The sequence below is a fragment of the Flavobacterium sp. genome (assembly GCF_017744675.1).
GTDB lineage: Bacteria > Bacteroidota > Bacteroidia > Flavobacteriales > Flavobacteriaceae > Flavobacterium.
The window spans coordinates 659,717-681,616 of sequence record NZ_JAGIAV010000001.1 but is presented as its reverse complement, the minus strand read 5'-3'; the positions used below and the strand labels follow the sequence as shown (position 1 = coordinate 681,616).

General features: G+C 34.2%; 22 protein-coding genes and 1 tRNA gene. 8 read left to right on the top strand and 15 right to left on the bottom strand.

Features of this window, described 5'->3' with window-relative positions; all coding sequences use genetic code 11:
- Nucleotide 1: 1 nt before the first annotated feature.
- The 8 genes from J7574_RS02995 to J7574_RS02960 all read right to left on the bottom strand — a co-directional run bounded on the left by J7574_RS02995 (nt 2) and on the right by J7574_RS02960 (nt 8,817).
- Complete coding sequence (locus tag J7574_RS02995; RefSeq protein WP_290964006.1) at nt 2-820, bottom strand: hypothetical protein; 819 nt, start codon at nt 818-820, stop codon at nt 2-4.
- A 101-nt stretch (nt 821-921) separates the two neighbouring features.
- A complete protein-coding gene (locus tag J7574_RS02990) occupies nt 922-1,938 on the bottom strand; it encodes an HAD family hydrolase (protein WP_290964003.1) in 1,017 nt (338 codons plus the stop codon).
- Nucleotides 1,939-1,997: 59 nt separating this feature from the next.
- The gene (locus J7574_RS02985) at nt 1,998-3,674 is read right to left on the bottom strand and encodes an arylsulfatase (RefSeq protein WP_290964000.1); all 1,677 of its coding nucleotides are present in this window, start codon (nt 3,672-3,674) and stop codon (nt 1,998-2,000) included.
- Between the two features lie 605 nt (nt 3,675-4,279).
- Entirely contained in the window at nt 4,280-5,713 is a 1,434-nt protein-coding gene (pyk, locus tag J7574_RS02980) for a pyruvate kinase (RefSeq protein WP_290963996.1), read from the bottom strand.
- Nucleotides 5,714-5,718: 5 nt separating this feature from the next.
- Nucleotides 5,719-6,207, bottom strand: coding sequence for an IPExxxVDY family protein (locus tag J7574_RS02975; protein ID WP_095930692.1), 489 nt, complete (start codon nt 6,205-6,207; stop codon nt 5,719-5,721).
- A gap of 125 nt (nt 6,208-6,332) precedes the next feature.
- Complete coding sequence (gene rnc, locus J7574_RS02970; RefSeq protein WP_290963990.1) at nt 6,333-7,073, bottom strand: ribonuclease III; 741 nt, start codon at nt 7,071-7,073, stop codon at nt 6,333-6,335.
- Nucleotides 7,074-7,083: 10 nt separating this feature from the next.
- Nucleotides 7,084-8,337: a beta-ketoacyl-ACP synthase II gene (fabF, locus tag J7574_RS02965; RefSeq protein ID WP_290963987.1), complete on the bottom strand. Its 1,254-nt coding sequence runs from the start codon at nt 8,335-8,337 to the stop codon at nt 7,084-7,086.
- A 243-nt stretch (nt 8,338-8,580) separates the two neighbouring features.
- Nucleotides 8,581-8,817 carry an acyl carrier protein gene (locus J7574_RS02960; RefSeq protein WP_007137004.1) on the bottom strand — a complete coding sequence of 79 codons (237 nt, stop codon included), beginning with the start codon at nt 8,815-8,817 and terminating at the stop codon, nt 8,581-8,583.
- A gap of 175 nt (nt 8,818-8,992) precedes the next feature.
- Here J7574_RS02960 and purN point away from each other — a divergent pair, with 175 nt between their 5' ends.
- Together purN and rnhA are read left to right on the top strand one after the other, a co-directional pair.
- Complete coding sequence (gene purN / locus J7574_RS02955; protein ID WP_290963984.1) at nt 8,993-9,556, top strand: phosphoribosylglycinamide formyltransferase; 564 nt, start codon at nt 8,993-8,995, stop codon at nt 9,554-9,556.
- Between the two features lie 97 nt (nt 9,557-9,653).
- Nucleotides 9,654-10,133: a ribonuclease HI gene (gene rnhA, locus J7574_RS02950; RefSeq protein ID WP_290963981.1), complete on the top strand. Its 480-nt coding sequence runs from the start codon at nt 9,654-9,656 to the stop codon at nt 10,131-10,133.
- A 63-nt stretch (nt 10,134-10,196) separates the two neighbouring features.
- On the opposite strand, the gene J7574_RS02945 is transcribed toward rnhA, so the two are convergent.
- Nucleotides 10,197-10,544, bottom strand: a complete 348-nt coding sequence (locus J7574_RS02945) for a DUF6249 domain-containing protein (RefSeq protein WP_290963978.1) — start codon at nt 10,542-10,544, stop codon at nt 10,197-10,199.
- A 316-nt stretch (nt 10,545-10,860) separates the two neighbouring features.
- Here J7574_RS02945 and J7574_RS02940 point away from each other — a divergent pair, with 316 nt between their 5' ends.
- From J7574_RS02940 to J7574_RS02920, 5 genes are all read left to right on the top strand, one after another.
- Nucleotides 10,861-11,481, top strand: coding sequence for a sigma-70 family RNA polymerase sigma factor (locus tag J7574_RS02940; RefSeq protein WP_290963976.1), 621 nt, complete (start codon nt 10,861-10,863; stop codon nt 11,479-11,481).
- Nucleotides 11,482-11,514: 33 nt separating this feature from the next.
- Entirely contained in the window at nt 11,515-11,919 is a 405-nt protein-coding gene (locus J7574_RS02935; RefSeq protein ID WP_290963975.1) for a hypothetical protein, read from the top strand.
- Nucleotides 11,920-11,934: 15 nt separating this feature from the next.
- On the top strand, nt 11,935-12,822 hold the full coding sequence (locus tag J7574_RS02930) for an alpha/beta hydrolase (protein ID WP_290963971.1): 888 nt from the start codon (nt 11,935-11,937) through the stop codon (nt 12,820-12,822).
- Nucleotides 12,823-13,074: 252 nt separating this feature from the next.
- Nucleotides 13,075-13,998 carry a PfkB family carbohydrate kinase gene (locus tag J7574_RS02925; RefSeq protein ID WP_223706767.1) on the top strand — a complete coding sequence of 308 codons (924 nt, stop codon included), beginning with the start codon at nt 13,075-13,077 and terminating at the stop codon, nt 13,996-13,998.
- 82 nt (nt 13,999-14,080) lie between these two features.
- The gene (locus tag J7574_RS02920; protein ID WP_290963965.1) at nt 14,081-15,979 is read left to right on the top strand and encodes an amidophosphoribosyltransferase; all 1,899 of its coding nucleotides are present in this window, start codon (nt 14,081-14,083) and stop codon (nt 15,977-15,979) included.
- An 820-nt stretch (nt 15,980-16,799) separates the two neighbouring features.
- Here the strand turns inward: J7574_RS02920 and J7574_RS02915 are convergent.
- The 4 genes from J7574_RS02915 to J7574_RS02900 all read right to left on the bottom strand — a co-directional run bounded on the left by J7574_RS02915 (nt 16,800) and on the right by J7574_RS02900 (nt 20,243).
- Nucleotides 16,800-17,411 carry a superoxide dismutase gene (locus J7574_RS02915; RefSeq protein ID WP_012023214.1) on the bottom strand — a complete coding sequence of 204 codons (612 nt, stop codon included), beginning with the start codon at nt 17,409-17,411 and terminating at the stop codon, nt 16,800-16,802.
- Nucleotides 17,412-17,550: 139 nt separating this feature from the next.
- Complete coding sequence (gene pth, locus J7574_RS02910) at nt 17,551-18,180, bottom strand: aminoacyl-tRNA hydrolase (protein ID WP_290963959.1); 630 nt, start codon at nt 18,178-18,180, stop codon at nt 17,551-17,553.
- 386 nt (nt 18,181-18,566) lie between these two features.
- The gene (locus J7574_RS02905) at nt 18,567-19,178 is read right to left on the bottom strand and encodes a 50S ribosomal protein L25/general stress protein Ctc (protein ID WP_026727205.1); all 612 of its coding nucleotides are present in this window, start codon (nt 19,176-19,178) and stop codon (nt 18,567-18,569) included.
- A gap of 123 nt (nt 19,179-19,301) precedes the next feature.
- Entirely contained in the window at nt 19,302-20,243 is a 942-nt protein-coding gene (locus J7574_RS02900) for a ribose-phosphate pyrophosphokinase (protein WP_290963955.1), read from the bottom strand.
- 287 nt (nt 20,244-20,530) lie between these two features.
- Between J7574_RS02900 and J7574_RS02895 the strand changes: the two genes are divergently transcribed.
- Nucleotides 20,531-20,610 (top strand) — tRNA-Leu (locus J7574_RS02895).
- Nucleotides 20,611-20,740: 130 nt separating this feature from the next.
- Here J7574_RS02895 and J7574_RS02890 read toward each other — a convergent pair.
- Both J7574_RS02890 and J7574_RS02885 read right to left on the bottom strand, forming a co-directional pair.
- Nucleotides 20,741-21,217 (bottom strand): OsmC family protein, encoded by a 477-nt coding sequence (locus J7574_RS02890; RefSeq protein WP_290963953.1) that lies wholly within the window; start codon nt 21,215-21,217, stop codon nt 20,741-20,743.
- A 3-nt stretch (nt 21,218-21,220) separates the two neighbouring features.
- Nucleotides 21,221-21,844 (bottom strand): hypothetical protein, encoded by a 624-nt coding sequence (locus J7574_RS02885; RefSeq protein ID WP_290963950.1) that lies wholly within the window; start codon nt 21,842-21,844, stop codon nt 21,221-21,223.
- Between the last annotated feature and the right edge of the window lie 56 nt (nt 21,845-21,900).

Genomic DNA, 21,900 nt, shown 5'->3' with positions numbered 1-21,900 from the left:
ATTACTCAGGAAATACAAAAGCAACAACGGCTCTTAATCCCCAATCTGGTCTTATGTCTTGATGGCCGACAATTGGAATTAATGGCTGTACAGAAAACTGCACCACTTGTTTTCCAAATTTGGTTATCCCTCCCATCATCGGATTCAAAGAAATTAAAGTCGTATTGCCTTGCCAGTTTTGGGTAATTTCGGCATTCACACCCCAAGATGCTCCACTTTTATAACTATGAGAAAGAAATATCTGAGTGTAAAACTGATTAAAATCGGAACGATCGCTTGCCCCTGCTACCGACCAAATCTGATTGGCAATAAAACCAACCGACAGGCCTTTTCCTTGGTGCATCAATAATACACTTGGCCCGATTCCAAATTTTTCTGTTCCTAATAATTTATCTGTCGCCGTTGGCACTAAAAATGCGGGTCCAACACCATAGATTAGTTTTTTGCTTTTTGGAGCAAAAAATGCTGTAACGGTAGCATCACTCAAGCCAAATTCGTGAGTATTAAGTCCTGTAATATTTCGTTGATCGACAACCGGAAGAATCCATCGGCTTATTAAATTTAAGTTGTCACTTAGTTTAAACGGAATAACAGGTTGTACATTGATGGTATACTTCACACCATTGTACGGCCCGATTCCGTAGTTTAAGTTATTTTGAAGTGGCACACTAATTAAATTTGCCACTGGGTTGGCCAGTTTATCGGCAAGTTCTTGCGGACTATTGCCTGGTTTATGCTCTTCTTCCTGAGCGTAAGCGCTAAAGCCTAAAACTAAAGAGACAGCAAATAATAGTGATTTGATGACATTATAAAACTTCATAGGATGGCTCATTTTAAAAATTTATAAATGCTCTTTTTAAAATTAAAATGAAACAGCCCAACCAAAAAAGCTGTTTCATTTTTAATCATAACTAACTCAACCTAATTGTCGGAAAAAACTTTTTTCCAGTCTTTTTGCATATCCACAACATGCCATTTGTTTTTGGCGGCAGCGTTTAAGGATGCATTATCTTTTTCTTGATAGCTATATTCTCGTATAGAATCATTATGGTTTACTAGCAATTGAAAAGAAGGATATTTGTTGCCTTGCGAGTAAGTTAGCATGGCAATATCTCCCGCTCCGCCTTCGTTTCCGCAGGCAAAAACAGGTCGCTTACCAATGTGCAACTGAATGCCAACCGGTTTTCCTTCCTTATCATTAAAATGATCTAGAGCAGCTTCTCTCTGCACCGCATTTTTAGCCGCATCATATTTGTATTTGAAAGATGTACCCACAACCTGATCTTTTGGAATTCCGTAAAAATCCTGAGATATTCCTCTCACGACTTCTATTGTTCCTCCTGTTACGATAAAAGTTTTGAATCCGTTGGCACGGAGGTAGTTCAGCAATTCCAATTGTGGCTGATAGCGTATCTGCTTTACTGGAACATTTTTGCCGGGATATTTTGCGTCTTTAAAAAAATCTGCAACCGAAGCTTCAAACTCATCTTCGGTCATTCCGGTATGCGTTGCCGCAACGAGTTCTATCAATGCTTTATCGCCTCCTTTTTCAAAGAAAGTTTTGTCTTTTTCTATTACTGCTTTAAAAGGTTGTTTTTTTGCCAATTCAGGCTTCGCTTCAACCATTTTTTGCACTCTATAAAAAGCAAAAAGTTCCTGTACATAAGGTCTTTCGGCCCATAAAGTTCCGTCATTGTCAAAAGTGGCAATTCTATCTTGCTCCGGAATAAAGTCTGGACTTCCTTGCTTGGTTACTTTTTCGACATAAGCAATAATATCGCTTTTTAAAGCTCCATCATTCCAGCTCGGCAAAGGATCGCCGCCTGCAGCAGTTTCTGTTTTTTTACTCTCTGTTGTTGGGGAAGTTAACGTATCAGATTTTTTACAGGAAAAGAAAAACAAAACTACTAGAGACAAAAAGTATATATTCTTTCTCATGTGTTTTTGTTTTAAATAAAGAGATTCAGATCCTTAAATCTGAATCTCTTTGTGATGATTTATTTTTTCTTTTTTGAAGCTGCCGCCTCTTCTTCTTTTACTTTAGGCAAAATATTTTTCTCCACATATTGCTCTGCTTTTATTCCTTTCATCGTTTGCTGAAGAATTGTAGTTGGGTTAAAGCTTGGCGGAATAGAACGTGGAGGATATTCTTTGAACGACTCTGCAAAAACAAATACATCATTCATAACTCCATACATAGTTTGAACATGGTTTAACTGCCAATCCCAGAATGTATTAGAAGTAAAATCAGCTCTTTCATATGGATCTTGGAATATATTGAATATCTTTTGTAGACGAAGTTCTGTAAATGGTTCTGCCCAAACACCCAAAGTACCAGGACTGCGTTGTTCTGCAAAAACATATTTGTAATCTCCCTCTCTTAAACCTACCAAAAGCCCATCGTCATCAGAATAAAAGAATTTATCTCGTACGCTTTTTCCACCTTCCAATAATTTGGTTTGATCAAAGCCGTCTAAATGCACTTTATAACTTTTCCCATTTGCATTATACCCTTTTAAAAGTTTATTAATCAAATCTGGTTCTCCTGCAATTGAAGCAAAAGTTGGCATCCAGTCATTATGACTCATCAATTCATTAGTTATAGTTCCTGGTTTGATATGACCTGGCCATCTTACAATACAAGGAACACGGAAAGCCCCTTCCCAGTTTGTATTTTTTTCTGAACGGAATGATGTCATAGCACCGTCAGGCCATGTATTCATGTGAGGACCGTTATCTGTAGAATATACTACGATTGTATTGTCAGCAATTCCTAAATCGTCAAGTGCTTTTAAAATACTTCCAATAGTTTCATCATGTTCGATCATACCATCGATATATTCACTATCGCCGTGAGTATATCTTCCTCTATGTTCTTTTCTTACGTGTGTACGAAGGTGCATACGAGTAGCGTTAAACCAGCAGAAAAATGGTTTTCCCGCTGCGTGCTGTCTTTTAATAAAATCAATAGCAGCTGCAGAAGTTTCGTCATCTACCGTTTCCATTCTTTTTTTAGTAAGTGCTCCTGTATCTTCGATTTTTTGTTTTCCAATTTTACCAAAACGAGGATCAACAGTTGCATCATCAACATTTGTTGCGGTACATTTTAAAACTCCTCTTGGTCCATATTTTTTCAAGTATTCTGGATCTTTAGGATAATCTGGCAATTCTGGCTCTTCTTCAGCATTTAAGTGATATAGATTTCCAAAAAATTCATCAAAACCGTTTACTGTTGGTAAACTTTCGTTTCTATCTCCAACGTGATTTTTACCAAATTGACCTGTTGCATAACCTAGGTTTTTCATGATTCCTCCAATTGAAGGATCCAACTGGCTCATTCCCATTGGTGCTCCAGGAAAACCAACTTTTGTAAGTCCGGTACGAATACCGTGCTGCCCTGTTAAAAACGCTGCACGGCCTGCAGTACAGCTTTGTTCTCCATAATAATGTAGAAATCTCATTCCTTCATTAGCCAAACGATCGATATTGGGTGTAGTATATCCCATGAGTCCATCACTATAAGCGCTAATATTAGTAATCCCGATATCATCACCCCAAAGCACCAAGATGTTTGGCTTTTTGCTTTGCGCGGTAACAGAAACACCAGATAAAAATAATACTGCCAATACCTTAATGGTATTTGTAAATCCGCATTTTAATTTGATTTGTTTCATGATAAAAAAATTCGTTAATGATCTTGTATATATGAGTTTGAAAATCCAAAAAAACAAATGGGAAAATTGCAAGCTTTCAAAAAACACGCTCAATGCAGGTTGCATATTTTTGATATGTTTCAAATTCATTTTATCTTAAAATTTGAAACAGAATATTTTTAACTTTTTATTAAGTATCTCAAAATTAACTAATAAATAAGCGAACAATAGTATTTATTCGGCATGAGCTTGTTTCATTTTATAAAATGAAACAACAAAATTTGAGAATTTGCACCAAAATGTTTCATTTTATAAAATGAAACATTTCAAAACGTCAGAAAATTAAGCAGTTATGTTTTGTGTTTACTTGTGCGAAAAAGAAGTAAAAATTAGTTAGAACCGATTTTTTGCATGCCTATTTTCTACCATTTTAGTAAAATGAAACAAGAAAATCATTCTTTTCAGTAAAATTTTTATCAGATCATCAGAAAATTAGACCTAAAAAAGTCCTCAAAAAGACAAAGTGCCAAATCTGGAATGTAAACTGATTTTTACAAAAAGTGCTAAAAACAAAAAAGCCGCTTAAAAATTTAAGCGGCTTTTTCGAAATTATTTGAAGTAATGTGTTACTCGATTTCAGAAACTCTCATCGTGTTAACCATTCCTTTATCTTTAATTGGCATTGCAGCAAGATTGATTAAGTAATCTCCTTTTTGTGCATAACCTTTATTGATTGCAATTTGATTTACATCTGTTACAGTATCGTCTGTGCTTTCTTCATTATCATAGTAGAAAGATTTAACTCCCCATAATAAATTCAATTGCGTTAAGATTCTTCTGTTTGAAGTAAATACTAAAATATGAGCTGTAGATGGTCTCCAAGCTGAAATTTGAAAAGCAGTGTAACCACTGTTTGTTAAAGTACAAATTGCTTTAGCTTCGATTTCGTTAGCCAATAAAGCTGCTTGGTGGCAAACTGTTTTCGTAACAAAACGTTTCGTTTTAATTTGTGGCGTATTTTGTGGAACTTGAATAAGTGGTGAGTTCTCAACAGCTTCACAAATTTGTGCCATTCTCTGAATTACTTGCACTGGGTAGTTTCCTGTTGCAGTTTCTCCAGACAACATTACAGCATCTGCTCCATCCATTACAGAGTTGGCAACGTCATTTACTTCTGCTCTTGTTGGAGTTAAACTTGTAATCATTGTTTCCATCATTTGTGTAGCAACGATTACCGGAATTCTAGCCGTTTTAGCTCTTCTAATCAAATCTTTTTGTACCAATGGAACTTCGTGAGCAGGAAGCTCCACACCAAGATCTCCACGAGCAACCATTAGACCATCGCAATATGCTACAATTTTGTCCATGTTCTCAAGAGCTTCTGGCATTTCAATTTTAGCAATAATTGGAATTTTAACATCTGAGTGCTTCGCGATTAATTCTTGTAAATCTTGTAAATCGCGAGGAGTTTTCACGAATGAAAGTGCGATCCAGTCTACTTTTTGCTCAATTGCGAAAATCGCGTCAGCAATATCTTTTTCTGTTAAAGCTGGTAAAGAGATTTTTGTGTTTGGAAGATTAACCCCTTTTTTAGATTTTAATTCTCCACCTTGAATAACTTTAGCAACAACCTCTGTATTTTTATCTGTAGAAACAATTTCAAAAATTAGTTTACCATCATCAAGCAAGATACGTTCTCCAACATTTACATCATTTGGGAAATTTTGATATTTCATGAATGCTTTTTTTGCATCCCCGATAATATCTTCTGCTGTAGTGAAAGTGATTTCGTCTCCATCGTGAACTACTGTTCCCTCTTCCATTACACCAACTCTAAGTTTTGGTCCTTGCAAATCTCCTAAGATTGCTGTTGTGTAACCAAACTCTTCATTTAATCCTCTAATGATGTCGATTTTTTCTTTTACTCCTTCGTAATCTGCATGCGAAAAATTGATTCTAAACACATTAACCCCAGCATCGATCATATCTTTAATGATCTCTCTTGTACTACAAGCGGGCCCAAGTGTAGCAACAATTTTGGTTTTCTTGTTTGTTAGCATTTTTTTTAAAAAATTAGATTGTTTTTTGATTTTATTTTGTCTGTATCAACGGCATAAATAGCCGCAATACTTTCTATGGTATTTAATTTTTGTTGAATTTCTGAAAAATTAAGCGCCTCTTCGCTATTATCAATTTTCAGGAAAAAATCGACTTTTTTAAATTCAGGAAGTAAATGAATTGTTGTCGAAACCTCACTTGTTTCATTAGAAAACAAATTCTGGAAATCATTTGTACTCACAGAAATGATTTCATTTTTATTCTGAATTAAATTCCAGGAAACAGCTTTTTCTTCATCATAATAATAGAATCTCGAAAAATTTGCTTCACCTTCCTTAGTTTGAGCATGGATCTCGTTTTTGCTCTTACTTAAGTTGATCGGAAGGATTTTATTGATAAAATAGGCCAATCTATAATCTTCTAATGAAGTATGAATTGCCATTAAATAATAATCAATTTCGTCAAATTCGTCTAAATCCAATTTATGAATAGCCATGTCTTGAAAAATCAAGTTGTAAATATACTATTTCTAAGCGGAGCATCAACAGTTATGACATGCTTGTTTTGTTAAATTATAAACGAAAACGTTATAGCCTTATGATAATTACTTCATTTTTGCAGCTATTTCTTGTCAATTTTTTCTTGAAACGCAAAATAAGCTCTTTGAGATGCTTTTTCTTCTGCTTTCTTTTTTGAAGTTGCTCTCGCTCTTGCAACAACTTTATCATCAATACTCAATTTGACACCAAATAAACGCTGGCCGTCTATACCGTTGTCTTCAAAAATGTCATAATGGAAAACTCTTTTTTCCTTCTGGCACCATTCGATAACAAGGCTTTTATAACTTATCACTTTTCCTTCTAGTCGAGCAATATCGACATAAGGAGTAACTACTCTTTTTTGGATGAATTTCTCGCAAAAAGAATAGCCTTTATCTAGATAAATAGCTCCAATTAGAGACTCAAAAATATTACCGTGAATGTTTTCTCCAAAGTGCTGAATTGGCACTTTACTTTCTACAAACTGCACTAAATTTAAATCTTTCCCTAACTCGTTCAAATGTTCACGACTCACAATTTTTGAACGCATTTTGGTTAAATATCCTTCGTCGCCATTTGGTGCTTTATTAAATAAATGCGCAGCAATTACGGCACTTAACATAGCATCTCCTAAAAATTCTAAACGCTCATAATTTATAGGATGCCCATTCTGATCTAATTTATTAGAAGAGCGATGCGTGAAAGCCCTTCGATAAAAATCAACATTTGTTGGCGGAAAACCAAGAATTTTTTGAATAGTGTCAAAAAAAATCCCGTCTTCTAGAGAACGGGATTTAGAAAATATTTTTTTGAAAATATTCATATACAGAAAATTAATCAGCTAGTTTTTTAAACAATACGCAAGCATTGTGTCCACCAAAACCAAATGTATTACTCATGGCAACATTTACTTCTCTTTTTTGAGGTTTGTTTAGAGTAAGATTCAAAGATGGGTCAATGTTTTCGTCTACAACTGTATGGTTAATCGTTGGAGGAACAATTCCGTGTTGCATTGCCAAGATCGAAGCAATAGCTTCAATAGCTCCAGCAGCTCCAAGTAAGTGTCCTGTCATTGATTTTGTAGAGTTGATGTTGATGTTTTTAGCATGATCGCCAAAAACTTTACTAATCGCTTTTAACTCAGCAACGTCTCCTAATGGAGTAGAAGTTCCGTGAGTATTGATATGATCTACTTGATCAGGAGACATACCAGCATCTCTCAATGTGTTTTCCATTACTGCGATAACGCCAATTCCTTCTGGATGTGGTGCAGTTAAGTGGTAAGCATCAGACGACATACCGCCACCGCCAATTTCGCAGTAGATTTTTGCTCCTCTAGCTTTAGCATGCTCATACTCTTCAAGAACTAAAGCTCCTGCTCCTTCTCCTAAAACGAAACCATCTCTGGTTGCATCAAAAGGTCTTGAAGCTGTTTCTGGGCTTTCGTTTCTTGTAGATAAAGCGTGCATTGAGCTAAATCCTCCCATACCCGCAATTGTAACAGCAGCTTCAGAACCGCCAGAAACAATAACGTCGCACATTCCTAAACGAATGTAGTTGAAAGCATCGATTAATGCATTTGCAGAAGATGCACAAGCAGAAACCGTTGTATAATTTGGTCCCATATACCCGTTACGCATAGAAATATGTGCAGGAGCAATATCGGCAATCATTTTAGGAATAAAGAAAGGATTGAACTTTGGAGTTCCGTCACCTTTAGCATAATACAATACTTCATCTTGGAAAGTCTCTAAACCTCCAATTCCTGCTCCCCAGATAACACCAACTCTTTGTTTGTTTACGTTATCATTTGTGATTCCTGCGTCTTTAATAGCTTCATCACTGGCAGCAACTGCGTATTGTGCAAATTTATCTAATCTACGAGATTCCTTGCGATCCATGTAATCTTCAATATTGAAGTTTTTTACTTCGCAGGCAAATTTCGTTTTGTGTTTCTCGGTATCATAATATGTGATTGGAGCGGCTCCGCTAACTCCATTCACAAGTGCATTCCAATATTCCTGGATATTATTCCCGATAGGAGTAAGTGCACCTAATCCTGTTACAACAACTCGCTTTAATGCCATAAATATGTATTTTGTACTTTAAACAAATAAAACCCACGCTTTCTTAACTTATTTGTTACTTAAGAGCCATGGGAATTACAATAAAATATATCTTGTATGATTGAAAATCAATCGAAATTTAAAATTTAAAAAAATAATAACACCCGATTTCTAGAAATTCCAATTTTTTAAAAAACAAACTCCAATTTTTGGAATTTTGATATTTTAAATTTTGATATTTTTTAGAATTCGGGTGTGGTATTATTATTTTTTTGCTTCTTCGATATAAGAAATAGCTTGACCAACAGTAGCAATGTTTTCTGCTTGATCGTCTGGAATTTGAATATCAAATTCTTTTTCGAATTCCATAATAAGCTCAACAGTGTCTAATGAGTCAGCTCCTAAATCATTAGTGAAGCTTGCTTCTGTTACAACTTCGTTTTCGTCAACACCTAATTTGTCTACGATAATCGCTTTTACTCTTGATGCAATGTCTGACATAATCTTTAATTTTAGAATTTAATTTGTTGGCAAAAATAAAAAACTTTATTTTAAAACAACTATTTAGTTTATAAATGTGACACTAAATTATAAAATTAATTTCAAGAAAGGTCTTTTAAAGCTATTTATTTTCGATTTTTATTCCGTTTTTTGCAGTCTCAAAACACACAACTTTATGAAAAAAATTATCGTTTTTGCCTCAGGATCAGGAACTAACGCAGAGAACATTATTAAATATTTTTTGAACACCGAAATTGCAAGAGTCGTTTCTGTCTTTACAAATAATGCTTCAGCAAAAGTGATTGAAAGAGCAAAAAATCATCAAATTCCAGTCGAAATCTTCTCAAAAAACGAACTTTTAGAGCGTAAAGTACTACAAAAAGTACAAGAAATCGACCCGGATTTGATAATCTTGGCTGGTTTTTTACTCAAATTTCCAGAAAACATAATCGAGCAATATCCACATAAAATAATCAACATCCATCCTGCTCTTTTACCTAATTATGGAGGCAAGGGAATGTACGGAATGCACATACATAGAGCAATTGTAAATAATAAGGAAAAAGAAACTGGAATCTCGATTCATTATGTTAACGAAAACTACGATGAAGGCGCTATTATCTTTCAAGCAAATGTTGCTCTAACGGATGAAGACACTCCAGAAACCGTTGCAGAAAAGATTCATGAACTGGAGCAAAAGCATTTTCCAGAGATTATTCATAGATTATTAGAAGCTTAGAAATTAAACCATATTAAGGACATAGAAGATCATTTAAGTGTAATGTAGAATAAATTAAATGAACTTATATAACTTATATGGTGAAGAAAAATAAAGAATGACTCACGAAGTACATATATATACAGACGGCGCAGCAAAAGGCAATCCAGGAAATGGGGGTTACGGAGTCGTAATGGAATTGGTTGGAACGCCACATAAAAAAGAATTTTACGAAGGTTTTCGTTTGACTACTAATAATAGGATGGAACTTTTGGCTGTAATTGTAGGTTTAGAAAAACTAAAAAAGCCAAATATGAAAGTCCTTGTAGTTTCTGATTCTAAATATGTTGTAGATTCTGTCGAAAAGAAATGGGTGCTTGGATGGGAGAAAAAAGGTTTTGCAGGAAGAAAAAATGCCGATCTCTGGAAACGCTTTTTAATTGTGTACCGAAAACATCAAGTTGATTTCAAATGGATAAAAGGGCACAACAATCATCCGCAAAACGAACGATGTGATCAATTGGCGGTTATGGCATCGATGCAACCGAAACTCTCAATTGATTCTTATTACGAAAACACCGATTCTAAATTGCTATAAAAAATAAACGTATCGAAAACTAAGTTCTCGATACGTTATTCAATTACTAATCAAAAATCTTTCTTATTCTTTGTCCAGATCTTTAGCTGTTTTAAATCCAACTAAAAGTCCAATACCTGACATTATAAATATTATTGAAGGATAAACTGCTCCATCATTCAACGAAGTATAAGTTGTAATTAATAAAGCAACAAATATACCTACACCGCTTCCTATTAATAAGAAAGCCACATTTACAACAAACACTTTCCAAGCAGGAACTCCGCTTCCTTTTCCTTGTAAAAAGATACTCGCGTCTACACCTTTTTCTATAAGAGCCAAACGCTCTCTATTTCTTGTTGAATAAATTAAATAAACGATTCCGAAAATCATTAAGAAAAGGCTGATTGGAATTAAAATTTTTGAATCCATGATATTTACGTTTTTAATTGATTGATATATCCCATATGACGACGCTTTTAAAATTGAGGTTACAACTATTTTGAAAAAATTTCAAAGTTTTAAATTCCAAATCCCAAAACTCACTGATAATCAATTAATTTTGATACTCGAAAACTTTGTCAAAGTTTAAAACTTTGACAAAGTTCACTATTCTACTTTAATATATATAAAGATTGGAATTTAAAGTTTTGGAATTTCCCCACCATTGGAATTTGAGATTTAAAAATTTTGGAATTTTATTTTAAAAAGTTGTAACCTAAACAGACAACTTGTCGTCCTATATAATATGAGCACAATACACGATCAAAATTATATCGATAAAATTCTGCAAGGCGAGACCAATGCGTTTGCCGTTCTTGTAGATCGCTATAAAGATATGATCTTTACTTTGGCTCTAAAAATGGTTAAAAATCGAGAAGAAGCAGAAGAAGTTGCGCAAGACACCTTTATAAAGATTTACAGTTCGCTAACTAAATTTAAAGGAGAATCTAAATTTTCGACCTGGATTTATAAAATTGCCTACAACACCTGTCTGGATCGTTTAAAGAAAAATAAAAAAGACGATTTAAATATTTCGATTGATGATTTTTCATCTCACTTAATTAAAACAATGGACAATGCATTGAGCGCATTAGAAGAAAAAGAGCGAAAACAAACCATCCAGAAATGCTTAAATTTATTGCCAAGTGACGAGAATTTCCTTTTAACCTTATTTTATTTTGACGATCAGAATTTGGAGGAAATTGGAAAAATCATGAATATTTCGGCCAATAATGCCAAAGTAAAATTATTTAGGAGCCGACAGAAATTAGCTGTAATTTTGAGACAGCAGTTAGAACCAGAAATAATAGAATGTTATGAAATCGGCAAGATTCCAAAACAAAAACAAAATGAAGAATGCCGATAACATATTCCGTTAAAAAACAAAAAATACATTCGTATGAAAGAGAGCGATAAAAATATAGAACAACTTATAGACAAGATGATGGCAGAAGAAAAACTGCAGTCTCCATCACTAGATTTTACTTCTAAAATCATGGCAAATGTTCAAATTTTAGAAGAAAAAAAATCGATTGTCTACAAACCTTTAATTTCAAAACCTGTTTGGATTGCCATTGGAGCAGCTGTTGCTTTACTAGTACTCTATATTTCTCTTTTTTCAGGTTCAGAAAACAATATTGAAATTGACGAAATCGGAAAACTATACTACAATAAAGTTTCTACAGCTTTTTCGGGAATTCATTTTTCTAAGAATATCTTTTATGCAATTCTGATTGTTCCTATTATGATATTGGTTCAGGTTGGAATTTTGAAGAATTATTTTGATAAGAAGTATCAGTTATAACACCATTGTAAAGAAATGAAAAATAATATATTGCCAAAAAATCTTAAAGCGAAGACGTATTTCTTCTTAATCCTATTGTTTTGCATTTCTAGTCATGCATCGGCAATTTCGTCAAACTTTACTACTAAAGAAATAAAATTTGTTAGTGAGGGTGTTTCTCTCGCCGGAACTATTTTTACACCTAATAATATACAGGCAGCCGTTGTGATTGTTCATGGATCCGGACAAGAAAAAAGAATGATCGACTTTGCAACAACTCTAGCCAATAACGGAATTGCAGTTTTAACCTATGACAAACGCGGAGTTGGAGAATCTGGAGGCGTATATGCGGGTCCGGAAGTTGGAACTAATAATGTTGATTTTGCAAACCTAAATCTTTTATCTCTGGATGTTAGCGCTGCTGTAAATACTTTATCTAAATCTTTATCAAATAATCAAATCTCAATTGGTTTAACGGGAGGCAGTCAAGCTGGATGGATAATTCCATTGGCGGCACAAAAAAATAAGAAAGTCAAATTTATGACAATATTTAGCGGAGCACTTATAACTGTTAAAGAACAATTGAGATTCCAATTTTATACAAATGGAGACAAAAATTTTTGGGATACACACTCAGAAGAAGAGGCACGAAAACATGTTTTCAATGATCCAGACAAATATGAGTTTATCGATACCAATCCTAATGATGTTCTATCTACATTATCAATTCCTGGATTTTGGATTTTTGGCGGTAAAGACATTCAAGTTCCCGTGAAGCTATCAATCGAATATCTTGACAAATTAAAATCTAAAGGAAAACGTTATGAATATAAATTGTTTCCAGACTTAGGACACAATACAGCTTTCTCCAAGTCTGAAGAACCTATGAACGACGCTATTAATTGGATAAAAAGTATTAATTAAAAAAGCAATTTTAAGAAGCTCATCTTAAAAAAGTACGAGTTGTAAAATAATCGCATTTTTTTTCAAAAAAGTTGCAACTTAACTCTAGAAAACATATCTTAAGCATTCCCAAAAAATCAATTTTAACCAATTCATTTACAATAGTTTCCCTTCGAAATCGTTGTCATTTTTTTAAGAAAAATTTGAGAACCTAAACCGTTGCAATATTGTAACTTATGAAGTATCTTTGCACCCTAATTCGAAATTCATAAAATGAATAAACTATTGATTGTTGGAACAGTTGCTTTCGACGCGATTGAAACTCCTTTCGGAAAAACAGATAAAATTTTAGGTGGTGCTGCAACCTACATCGGATTATCAGCGTCATTTTTTAACTTGCAATCGGCCATTGTTTCTGTAGTTGGCGACGATTTTCCTCAAGAACATTTAGATTTATTGACTTCAAAAAATATTGATATCTCTGGTATCGAAATTGTAAAAGGAGGAAAAACCTTTTTCTGGAGCGGTTTATACCACAACGACCTAAATTCTAGAGATACTTTAGTTACTGAATTGAACGTTTTAGCTGATTTTCAGCCAAAAGTTCCTCAAAACTACAAAGATGCTGATGTGGTAATGTTAGGAAACTTACACCCATTGGTACAAAGCAGTGTTTTAGATCAATTGGAGAAAAAACCAAAATTAGTGGTTTTAGACACCATGAATTTTTGGATGGACTGTGCTCTTCCAGAATTACTAGACGTTATTAAACGTGTAGATGTTATTACAATCAATGACGAAGAAGCAAGACAACTTTCTGGTGAATATTCATTAGTAAAAGCCGCTGCGAAAATCCAAGACATGGGACCAAAATATGTGGTGATCAAAAAAGGAGAACACGGAGCACTTTTATTCCACAACAGAGAAGTATTCTTTGCACCAGCTTTACCATTAGAAGATGTTTTTGATCCAACTGGAGCAGGAGACACTTTCGCAGGTGGTTTCTCTGGATTTATTGCGCAGAGCGAAAACATTTCGTTTGGCAATATGAAAAACGCAATTATTTACGGTTCAAATTTAGCTTCGTTCTGCGTAGAGAAATTTGGGACTGAAAGAATGGAAACATTAAGCAAGGCCGAGGTGGCGATTCGATTACAGCAATTTAAGTCGTTAACTCAGTTTGATATAGAAATATAATGCCTAAGAGCCTCGATAAAACGGGGCTTTTTTATTACGTTAATACACACAACTTACAACAACACACAAATAACAAAAAACAATGAGCGACGCTTTAAAACACGAATGTGGGATAGCTTTAGTTAGACTACTTAAACCGCTTGAATATTATAAAGAAAAATACGGAACTGCGTTCTACGGAATTCAGAAGATGTATTTAATGATGGAAAAACAGCACAACCGCGGACAAGACGGAGCTGGTTTTGCAAGCATTAAATTTGATGTTGATCCAGGACAGCGCTACATCAGTAGAGTTCGTTCTAATCACGCACAGCCAATACAAGATGTTTTTAAACAAATTAACGAACGCATTAGCGAAGAGTTAAAAGCGCATCCAGAACTTGGTGACGACATGAAAGAACTAAAAGCAAACATTCCTTATATTGGAGAATTGTTTTTAGGTCACGTTCGTTACGGAACTTTTGGAAAAAACAGCATCGAGAGTGTTCACCCATTTTTACGTCAAAGTAACTGGATGCACCGTAACTTGATTTTGGCGGGAAACTTTAATATGACCAATGTTAAAGAACTTTTCGAAAATCTTGTTGAACTTGGTCAGCACCCTAAAGAAATGGCTGATACTGTTACAGTAATGGAAAAAATTGGTCACTTCTTAGATAAAGAAGTTATGCAATTGTACCAAGACTGTAAAGCCGAAGGTTACTCAAAAAGAGATGCTTCGCCAGTAATTGCAGAGCGTTTGGATATTGCTAAAATCTTAGCCCGTTCTGCTAAAAATTTGGATGGAGGTTATGCAATGGCTGGTTTATTAGGACATGGTGATGCTTTTGTCTTTAGAGATCCAGCAGGAATTCGTCCAGCTTATTTTTATCAAGATGACGAAGTTGTGGTTGTAGCTTCTGAAAGACCTGTTATTCAAACTGTATTTAATGTTCCTTTTGAAAGCGTTCAGGAAATTGATCCAGGAAATGCTTTGATTATCAAGAAAAATGGTAAAGTTTCTATGAATCAAATTTTGGAGCCAACAGTAAAAAAAGCGTGTTCTTTTGAAAGAATCTATTTCTCAAGAGGAAGTGATGCTGAAATTTACCAAGAGCGTAAAGATTTAGGTAAATTAATTTTACCAGCGGTTCTTAAAGCAATTGACAGCGACACAGACAATACTGTTTTCTCTTATATTCCGAATACAGCCGAAACATCATTCTACGGATTAGTTGAAGCTGCTCAGGATTTCTTGAATCAGAGAAAAAACAATTATATTTTAGAAAATAGAAATACCTTAACTGCTGAGACGCTTCAGGAACTTCTTTCTGTAAAAATACGTACAGAAAAAGTAGCGATAAAAGATGCTAAACTTAGAACTTTTATTACCGAAGACAGCAGTCGTGATGATTTGGTTGCTCACGTTTACGATGTTACTTATGGTGTAATTAAGCCAGAAGACAACTTGGTAATTATTGACGACAGTATTGTTCGTGGTACCACATTGAAAATGAGCATCATTAAAATGATGGATCGTTTAAAACCAAAACGCATTGTAATTGTTTCTTCTGCTCCGCAAATTCGTTACCCAGACTGTTACGGAATCGATATGGCAAAACTAGAAGGTTTGGTTGCTTTTAGAGCAGCACTAGCTTTATTGAAAGAAAGAAACTTATACCATATTGTAGACGAAGTATATGCTAAATGTAAAGCACAAGAAAACTTCCTTGATAAAGATGTTGTAAACTACGTAACAGAAATTTACGACCAATTTACACAAGACGAGATTTCAGATAAAATTGCAGAAATGTTAAGCTCGCCAGAAATCAATGCCGAAGTAAAAATTATCTTCCAAACCGTAGACGATTTGCATAAAGCATGTCCTAAAAATTTAGGTGATTGGTACTTCACAGGAGATTATCCAACTCCAGGTGGAAATCGAGTTGTAAATCGTGCTTTCATGAATTTTTATGAAGGAAAAGACGCTCGAGCTTATTAATAAAATACTAATAAAAGGTTAAATAGTGCATTTCATCGGTTTTTTTTGCCGTTCATCCTATTTCTTTGGTGAAATTGAAAAGCTATGATACTTTTGAAATACCATAACATTAGTAGGTTAAGTTTATGGTAGATTTGGGGCAAAAAGGGTGGAAGCAATTCCACCTTTTTTATTGGAATAAACTCAAACTATTTATAGTCAACCAATTATATCCTTTCACCGAATACCCTTTCTTTTATCCTAAAATTTTTCGTCACAAAAAGAATTGAGGCCATAGCATTAGTAGATTAGTTCATGATAGATTGGGGACAAAAAAAGACAAAATAAGTTCTGCTTTTTTTATTTTACACATAATTTACTGAAAAGCAACCCATTAAACGCAATTTGTCGAATATAATTGCTATTCATCTAAAAATTTTTCTTCGAATAAATAACTGCCATACCTTTACTAGACCATAACATTAGTAGGTTAGTTTATGGTAGATTTGGGGCAAAAAAGGTGGAAGAAATTCCGCCTTTTTTATTGAAATAAACCTCTAAATTTTCAAGAACCTTCATTATAGGTCTTTTATCGGATATAGTTGCCTTTCATCTGATAAGTTTTCTTCAAAAAAAGATACGCCATACCTTTACTAGACCATAACATTAGTAGGTTAAGTTTATGGTAGATTTGGGGCAAAAAAGGTGGAACTTCTTCCACCTTTTTTATTTTTTCTTTTAGAGCAAAGAATATAGATGAAAGAATTTAGATAAACAAAAAAGACGAGCACTTTTCAGTACTCGTCTTTTTTCTATGTTCTTTATTCTATTTTCTCTTAGACTATTTGTCTAAAGCAAATCTTCTAGCAACTTCTGTCCAGTTAATTACGCTGAAGAAAGCTTCAATATAATCTGGTCTTCTGTTTTGGTAGTTTAAGTAGTAAGCGTGCTCCCAAACATCCATTCCTAAGATTGGAGTTCCACCGTGACCAGCAACTTCTGGCATTAACGGATTATCTTGATTTGGAGTTCCTACAACTTCTAATTTTCCGCCTTTTTGAACTGTTAACCAAGCCCATCCAGAACCGAATTGTGTAGCACCAGCTTTAGCAAATTTTGCTTTAAATTCTTCGAAAGATCCAAAAGAAGACTCAATTGCAGCTAACAAATCACCTGTTGGCAAACCTCCTCCGTTTGGAGACATTACAGTCCAGAATAAGTTGTGGTTGTAAAAACCTCCACCATTGTTACGAACTGCTGCGTTTGACTTATCTAAGTTGATTAAGATATTCTCGATCGTTTTTCCTTCCAAATCTGTTCCTGCAATTGCTGCATTAAGATTTGTAGTATATGCATTGTGGTGCTTAGTATGATGGATTTCCATTGTACGAGCATCAATATGTGGTTCTAATGCATCGTATGCATAAGGTAATTGTGGTAATTCAAAAGCCATGGTATTATGATTTTTATGGTTTATAATAATTTATTCCAAATTTAGACATTTAACTTTGGAATTGAAAATACTATTTCGTTATAATTGAATTAAATTCGCTGATAATTTACATTTTTAGAATATAAATACCTGAAAATCTTTATTTTCCATTAAACGTAGTCATGGTATTTTCTAAACCGGCCGTTCCAAAAGTTCTAATTATTTCTGCAGAAACTTCTAAGCGTTCTTGTAATTTTGCTTCTTCCTCGGCATTCCATTCTCCTAAAACATAATCTACCTGCTGTCCTTTTTTAAATTGGTCACTAATACCAAATCTGTAACGGGTGTAGTTTTGTGTATTCAGAACCAGATTGATGTTTTTAAGTCCGTTATGACCGCCGTCGCTGCCTTTTGGTTTGATTCTAATAGTTCCGAATGAAAGATTTAAATCGTCTGTAATGACCAAAATATTTTCTAGCGGAATGTTTTCTTTATCCATCCAATATTTTACGGCTTTTCCGCTTAAATTCATGTAAGTATTTGGTTTTAAAAGAAAAAAGGTTCTTCCTTTAAATTTATACTCTGCCATCGAACCTAGTTTTACAGTTTCGAATGAAAGACCTTCTTTTTTGGCTAAAAAGTCAAGCACTTTAAATCCGATGTTATGTCTGGTGTTTACGTATTCGGCTCCGATATTTCCTAAACCTACGATTAAGTATTTTTTCATATTGTCTTCTGCGTTCTCTTCTTTTGGTGTTGATGAAAACAGTTTTGTTATCCATTTTATCATTTGGCAAAAGTAAACTTAATTAGATAATTTGGCAATTTGTTAATTAGATAATTTGAAAATGTGGCGATTAGATAATTGTGAATTGGTGCGTTATTTTTAACCGCAGAGCTCATCTTTAGAATTAAATGCTTAAAATCTCAAAACCCTAGAAGCTTAGTACCTTATAAAAAAAGATTTTTCTCGCTAGCCCTGACAGGAGCGGTATCCTTTTTCTGGTTTCTTTAACCAGGAAAAGATTTAGCGGATGGCAGGAACATCACATCTTTTGAAAGCAAATACTTTCTGCTTCTAAAAAAACTTAGCATCTCAGCACCTTAGAAACTTAGAAGCTTAAAAAAAAAAGCCCCAATCGTAAGATTGAGGCTTTTTGTATAGTTTGAAAAAAATTATTTTTTCTTTCCTTTTGCAGGAGCTTTTGCAGCTTTTGCAGCCTCTTGAGCAGCTTTCATAGCAGCACGAGAGATTCTCACTTGACAAACAACTGTGTTGTCTGGGTGCATAATTTTGTACTCTGGTTTTCCAACTTTAGTAACATATAATTTGTTACCCATTTCAAGTGGAGTGATGTCAGCTTCAACGAAATCTGGAAGATTTGCTGGTAAAGCTTTAACTTTTAATTTACGTTGGTTTAAACGTAAAACACCTCCCGCAAGAACACCTTTAGATGTACCAACGATTTTCACAGGAACTTCCATTGTGATTTCTTTATCATCAAATAATTGGAAGAAGTCGATGTGTAAAATTTTGTCAGTTACTGGGTGAACTTGGATATCTTGCAAAATTGCATTGAATGATTTTCCTTTTCCAAGCTCAATCACAACTGTGTGTGCATTTGGAGTGTAAACCAAGTTTTTGAACGCTGCAGCGTCTGCTGAGAAGTGTACTGCTTGATTTCCTCCGTATAACACGCAAGGAACCGCTCCAGCATTACGTAAGGCTTTAGTTGACACTTTGCCCACGCTTTCTCTTTCTGATCCTTTAATTGTAATCGATTTCATTGTAAAAAAATATAGTTATTAATAAATAAATTATTCTAATTTGCTGTAAGCTTTAAGCAATATGCTTTAGGCTTTTATGCAAAGTAATTAAGCTTACGGCTTAAAGCCTAAAGCTTACTGCTTTTACATAATAAATTTTCCACTGATGGAATTGTTGTGGTGAACCATTTGCATTACCTCAGCAAATAGAGGCGCGCAGCTTACCACTTTTATTTTCTTTGATTCTCTCTTTAACGGAATAGAATCTGTTACGATTAATTCTGTTAGTTTCGAGTTTTCAATTTTCTCGTACGCACCTCCAGATAAAATCGCGTGTGTACAAATTGCTCTTACACTTAGCGCTCCTTTCTCGATCATAAGGTCTGCCGCTTTCGCTAAAGTTCCTCCTGTATCGATCATGTCGTCTACTAAGATTACATTACGACCTTTTACTTCACCAATAAGTTCCATAGTATCGATAATGTTGGCTGCTTTTCTTTGTTTGTAACAGATTACTACATCTGATTCTAGAAACTTAGAGTAAGCATATGCTCTTTTTGAACCTCCCATATCTGGAGATGCAATTGTTAGATTTTCTAACTTTAAACTTTCTACGTATGGTAAAAAGATAGTAGATGCAAATAAATGATCTACCGGTTTTTCAAAGAATCCTTGAATTTGGTCTGCATGCAGATCCATTGTCATGATTCTTGTTGCTCCTGCAGCTGTTAATAGGTTTGCTACTAATTTTGCTCCAATCGGAACTCTTGGTTTGTCTTTTCTATCTTGTCTTGCCCAACCAAAATAAGGCATAACAGCTGTAATGTGTCTTGCTGAGGCACGTTTTGCCGCATCAATCATTAACAACAATTCCATCAGATTATCTGCACTTGGAAAAGTTGAACATACGATAAAAACTCGTAACCCTCTAATTGACTCTTCGTACGATGGCTGAAATTCTCCATCACTGTACGTTGACATCGTTACTTTTCCTAACGGAATCCCGTAGTCTTTTGCAATTTTTTCTGCAAGATAAACACTTTGTGAACAAGCAAAAATTTTAGCTTCTGGTTCTAGGTGCGACATTATAATGTGTTGTTTTATTCCGTTACATTTAATAGAATTTTACTCTATCATTTCTGTAAAGCTCGATGCGCTTAAATGTCTCGGATGTAGTTAGTTGTGTGTGCTTCGTTTTAACGAGCTGCAAATTTATAAAATTTATTGAAGACTGAAAGCAAAAATTTAAGTATTTTTAGTAGTTCGTTTAATTTTATTTTTTACATTTGCACCGTGTTAAAGGAATGACGCCATTTATGACTTCATTCTATTGCGTTAAAATAATCGCTTTGGGTTATTTTTTCGTCTGCTAAGCCCGGATGGCGGAATTGGTAGACGCGCTGGTCTCAAACACCTGTGGGAAACCGTGCCGGTTCGACTCCGGCTCCGGGTACTTAAAAACCTCTTCTTAACGAAAGAGGTTTTTTTATGGCTTTTTTTTAAAACCATATAAGACATATAAGTAAATAAACTTTACGCTTAAGTCTTCTAAATCTTCATTTTATTAAATGAACTTATATCACTTATATGGTTGCAACCTCACAACTCGGATTATGCAAAACAGGAAAGTTGCAAGAATTAGCAATAAAACATAATTGATTTGCTTTTTGATGCAGTTCTAAAGCCAATTCTATTTTATCTGCGTTCACAATTGTAACTTTTGGATTTAATCGAACTTCTGTAAAACGTCCGCTTCCGTCTGGATTTACTTCTAATGTTGCTTCGGCATTGTCTGAATAACTCAGAACCTCTATCCCGTTTTGAGAGCAAACGTATAAGTATGACATCATGTGGCAGGAAACTAAACCGCTTAACAATAAATCTTCTGGATTGTATAATGCTGGATCGCCTTTGAAAGCTTTTGCTGCTGAAATATCTAAAACGGGTTTTCCTTCGATTTGAATTTGATGGCTTTTGCTGTAAAATCTTTTGGAAAAATCTATTGGAGCTTGTTTAGAAGTCCAATTTAATTTTGCTTTGAATAAATGTTTAAATGCCATAAATTACTGTATTGATTCTATTTTCTCAATAAACCATTTTGTTCCTATCTTTTTTAAAGAATACTTATAACCTCCAGATACAGGCAGAACAAACTTTACTTCTGAATTAAAGTCATCTTTTTGATTTACAAAATATTTACTTTTATCAATATTCAGTAGATCTTCCTCAAAAGCTTCTTGAGTAAGAAAGAAATGATCATAATCAAAACCATACGGCGGACTATCATTGTCCGGGTTTTCTTTATAATATTTGTCCGCTTCTAAAAACGATTTTTCTTCCTTTTTAAGAAGGTTATCAGTTAAAAAACCACTTCTTTTCAATTCCGAAATATATTTTTCAGCCTCTTTAAAATTCACATAATAATTTTCTAGCTCTTCATTCTCTTTTAGATCTGCTGGCCCTCCGCCAATGACATCAAATTCACCTAGAATATCCATGTTTTTAATATACCATTTCATAAAATCTTTAACTAATGCCACCTGCTCCTTACTATCGTTCGATAAATCTGATCTTTTATGTGAATCTATTTTATCAATAGAATTGTTTTCTTGTTGGCTTTTATCTTTATTTTGGCAACTTTGAAGAAATAAAATAGAGAATAAAATATAAACAACTTTTCTTTTCATATTGCAATTTTTCAGTTTCCTAAGATGAATTAAGATCGCTAAGTTAATCTTTTAAC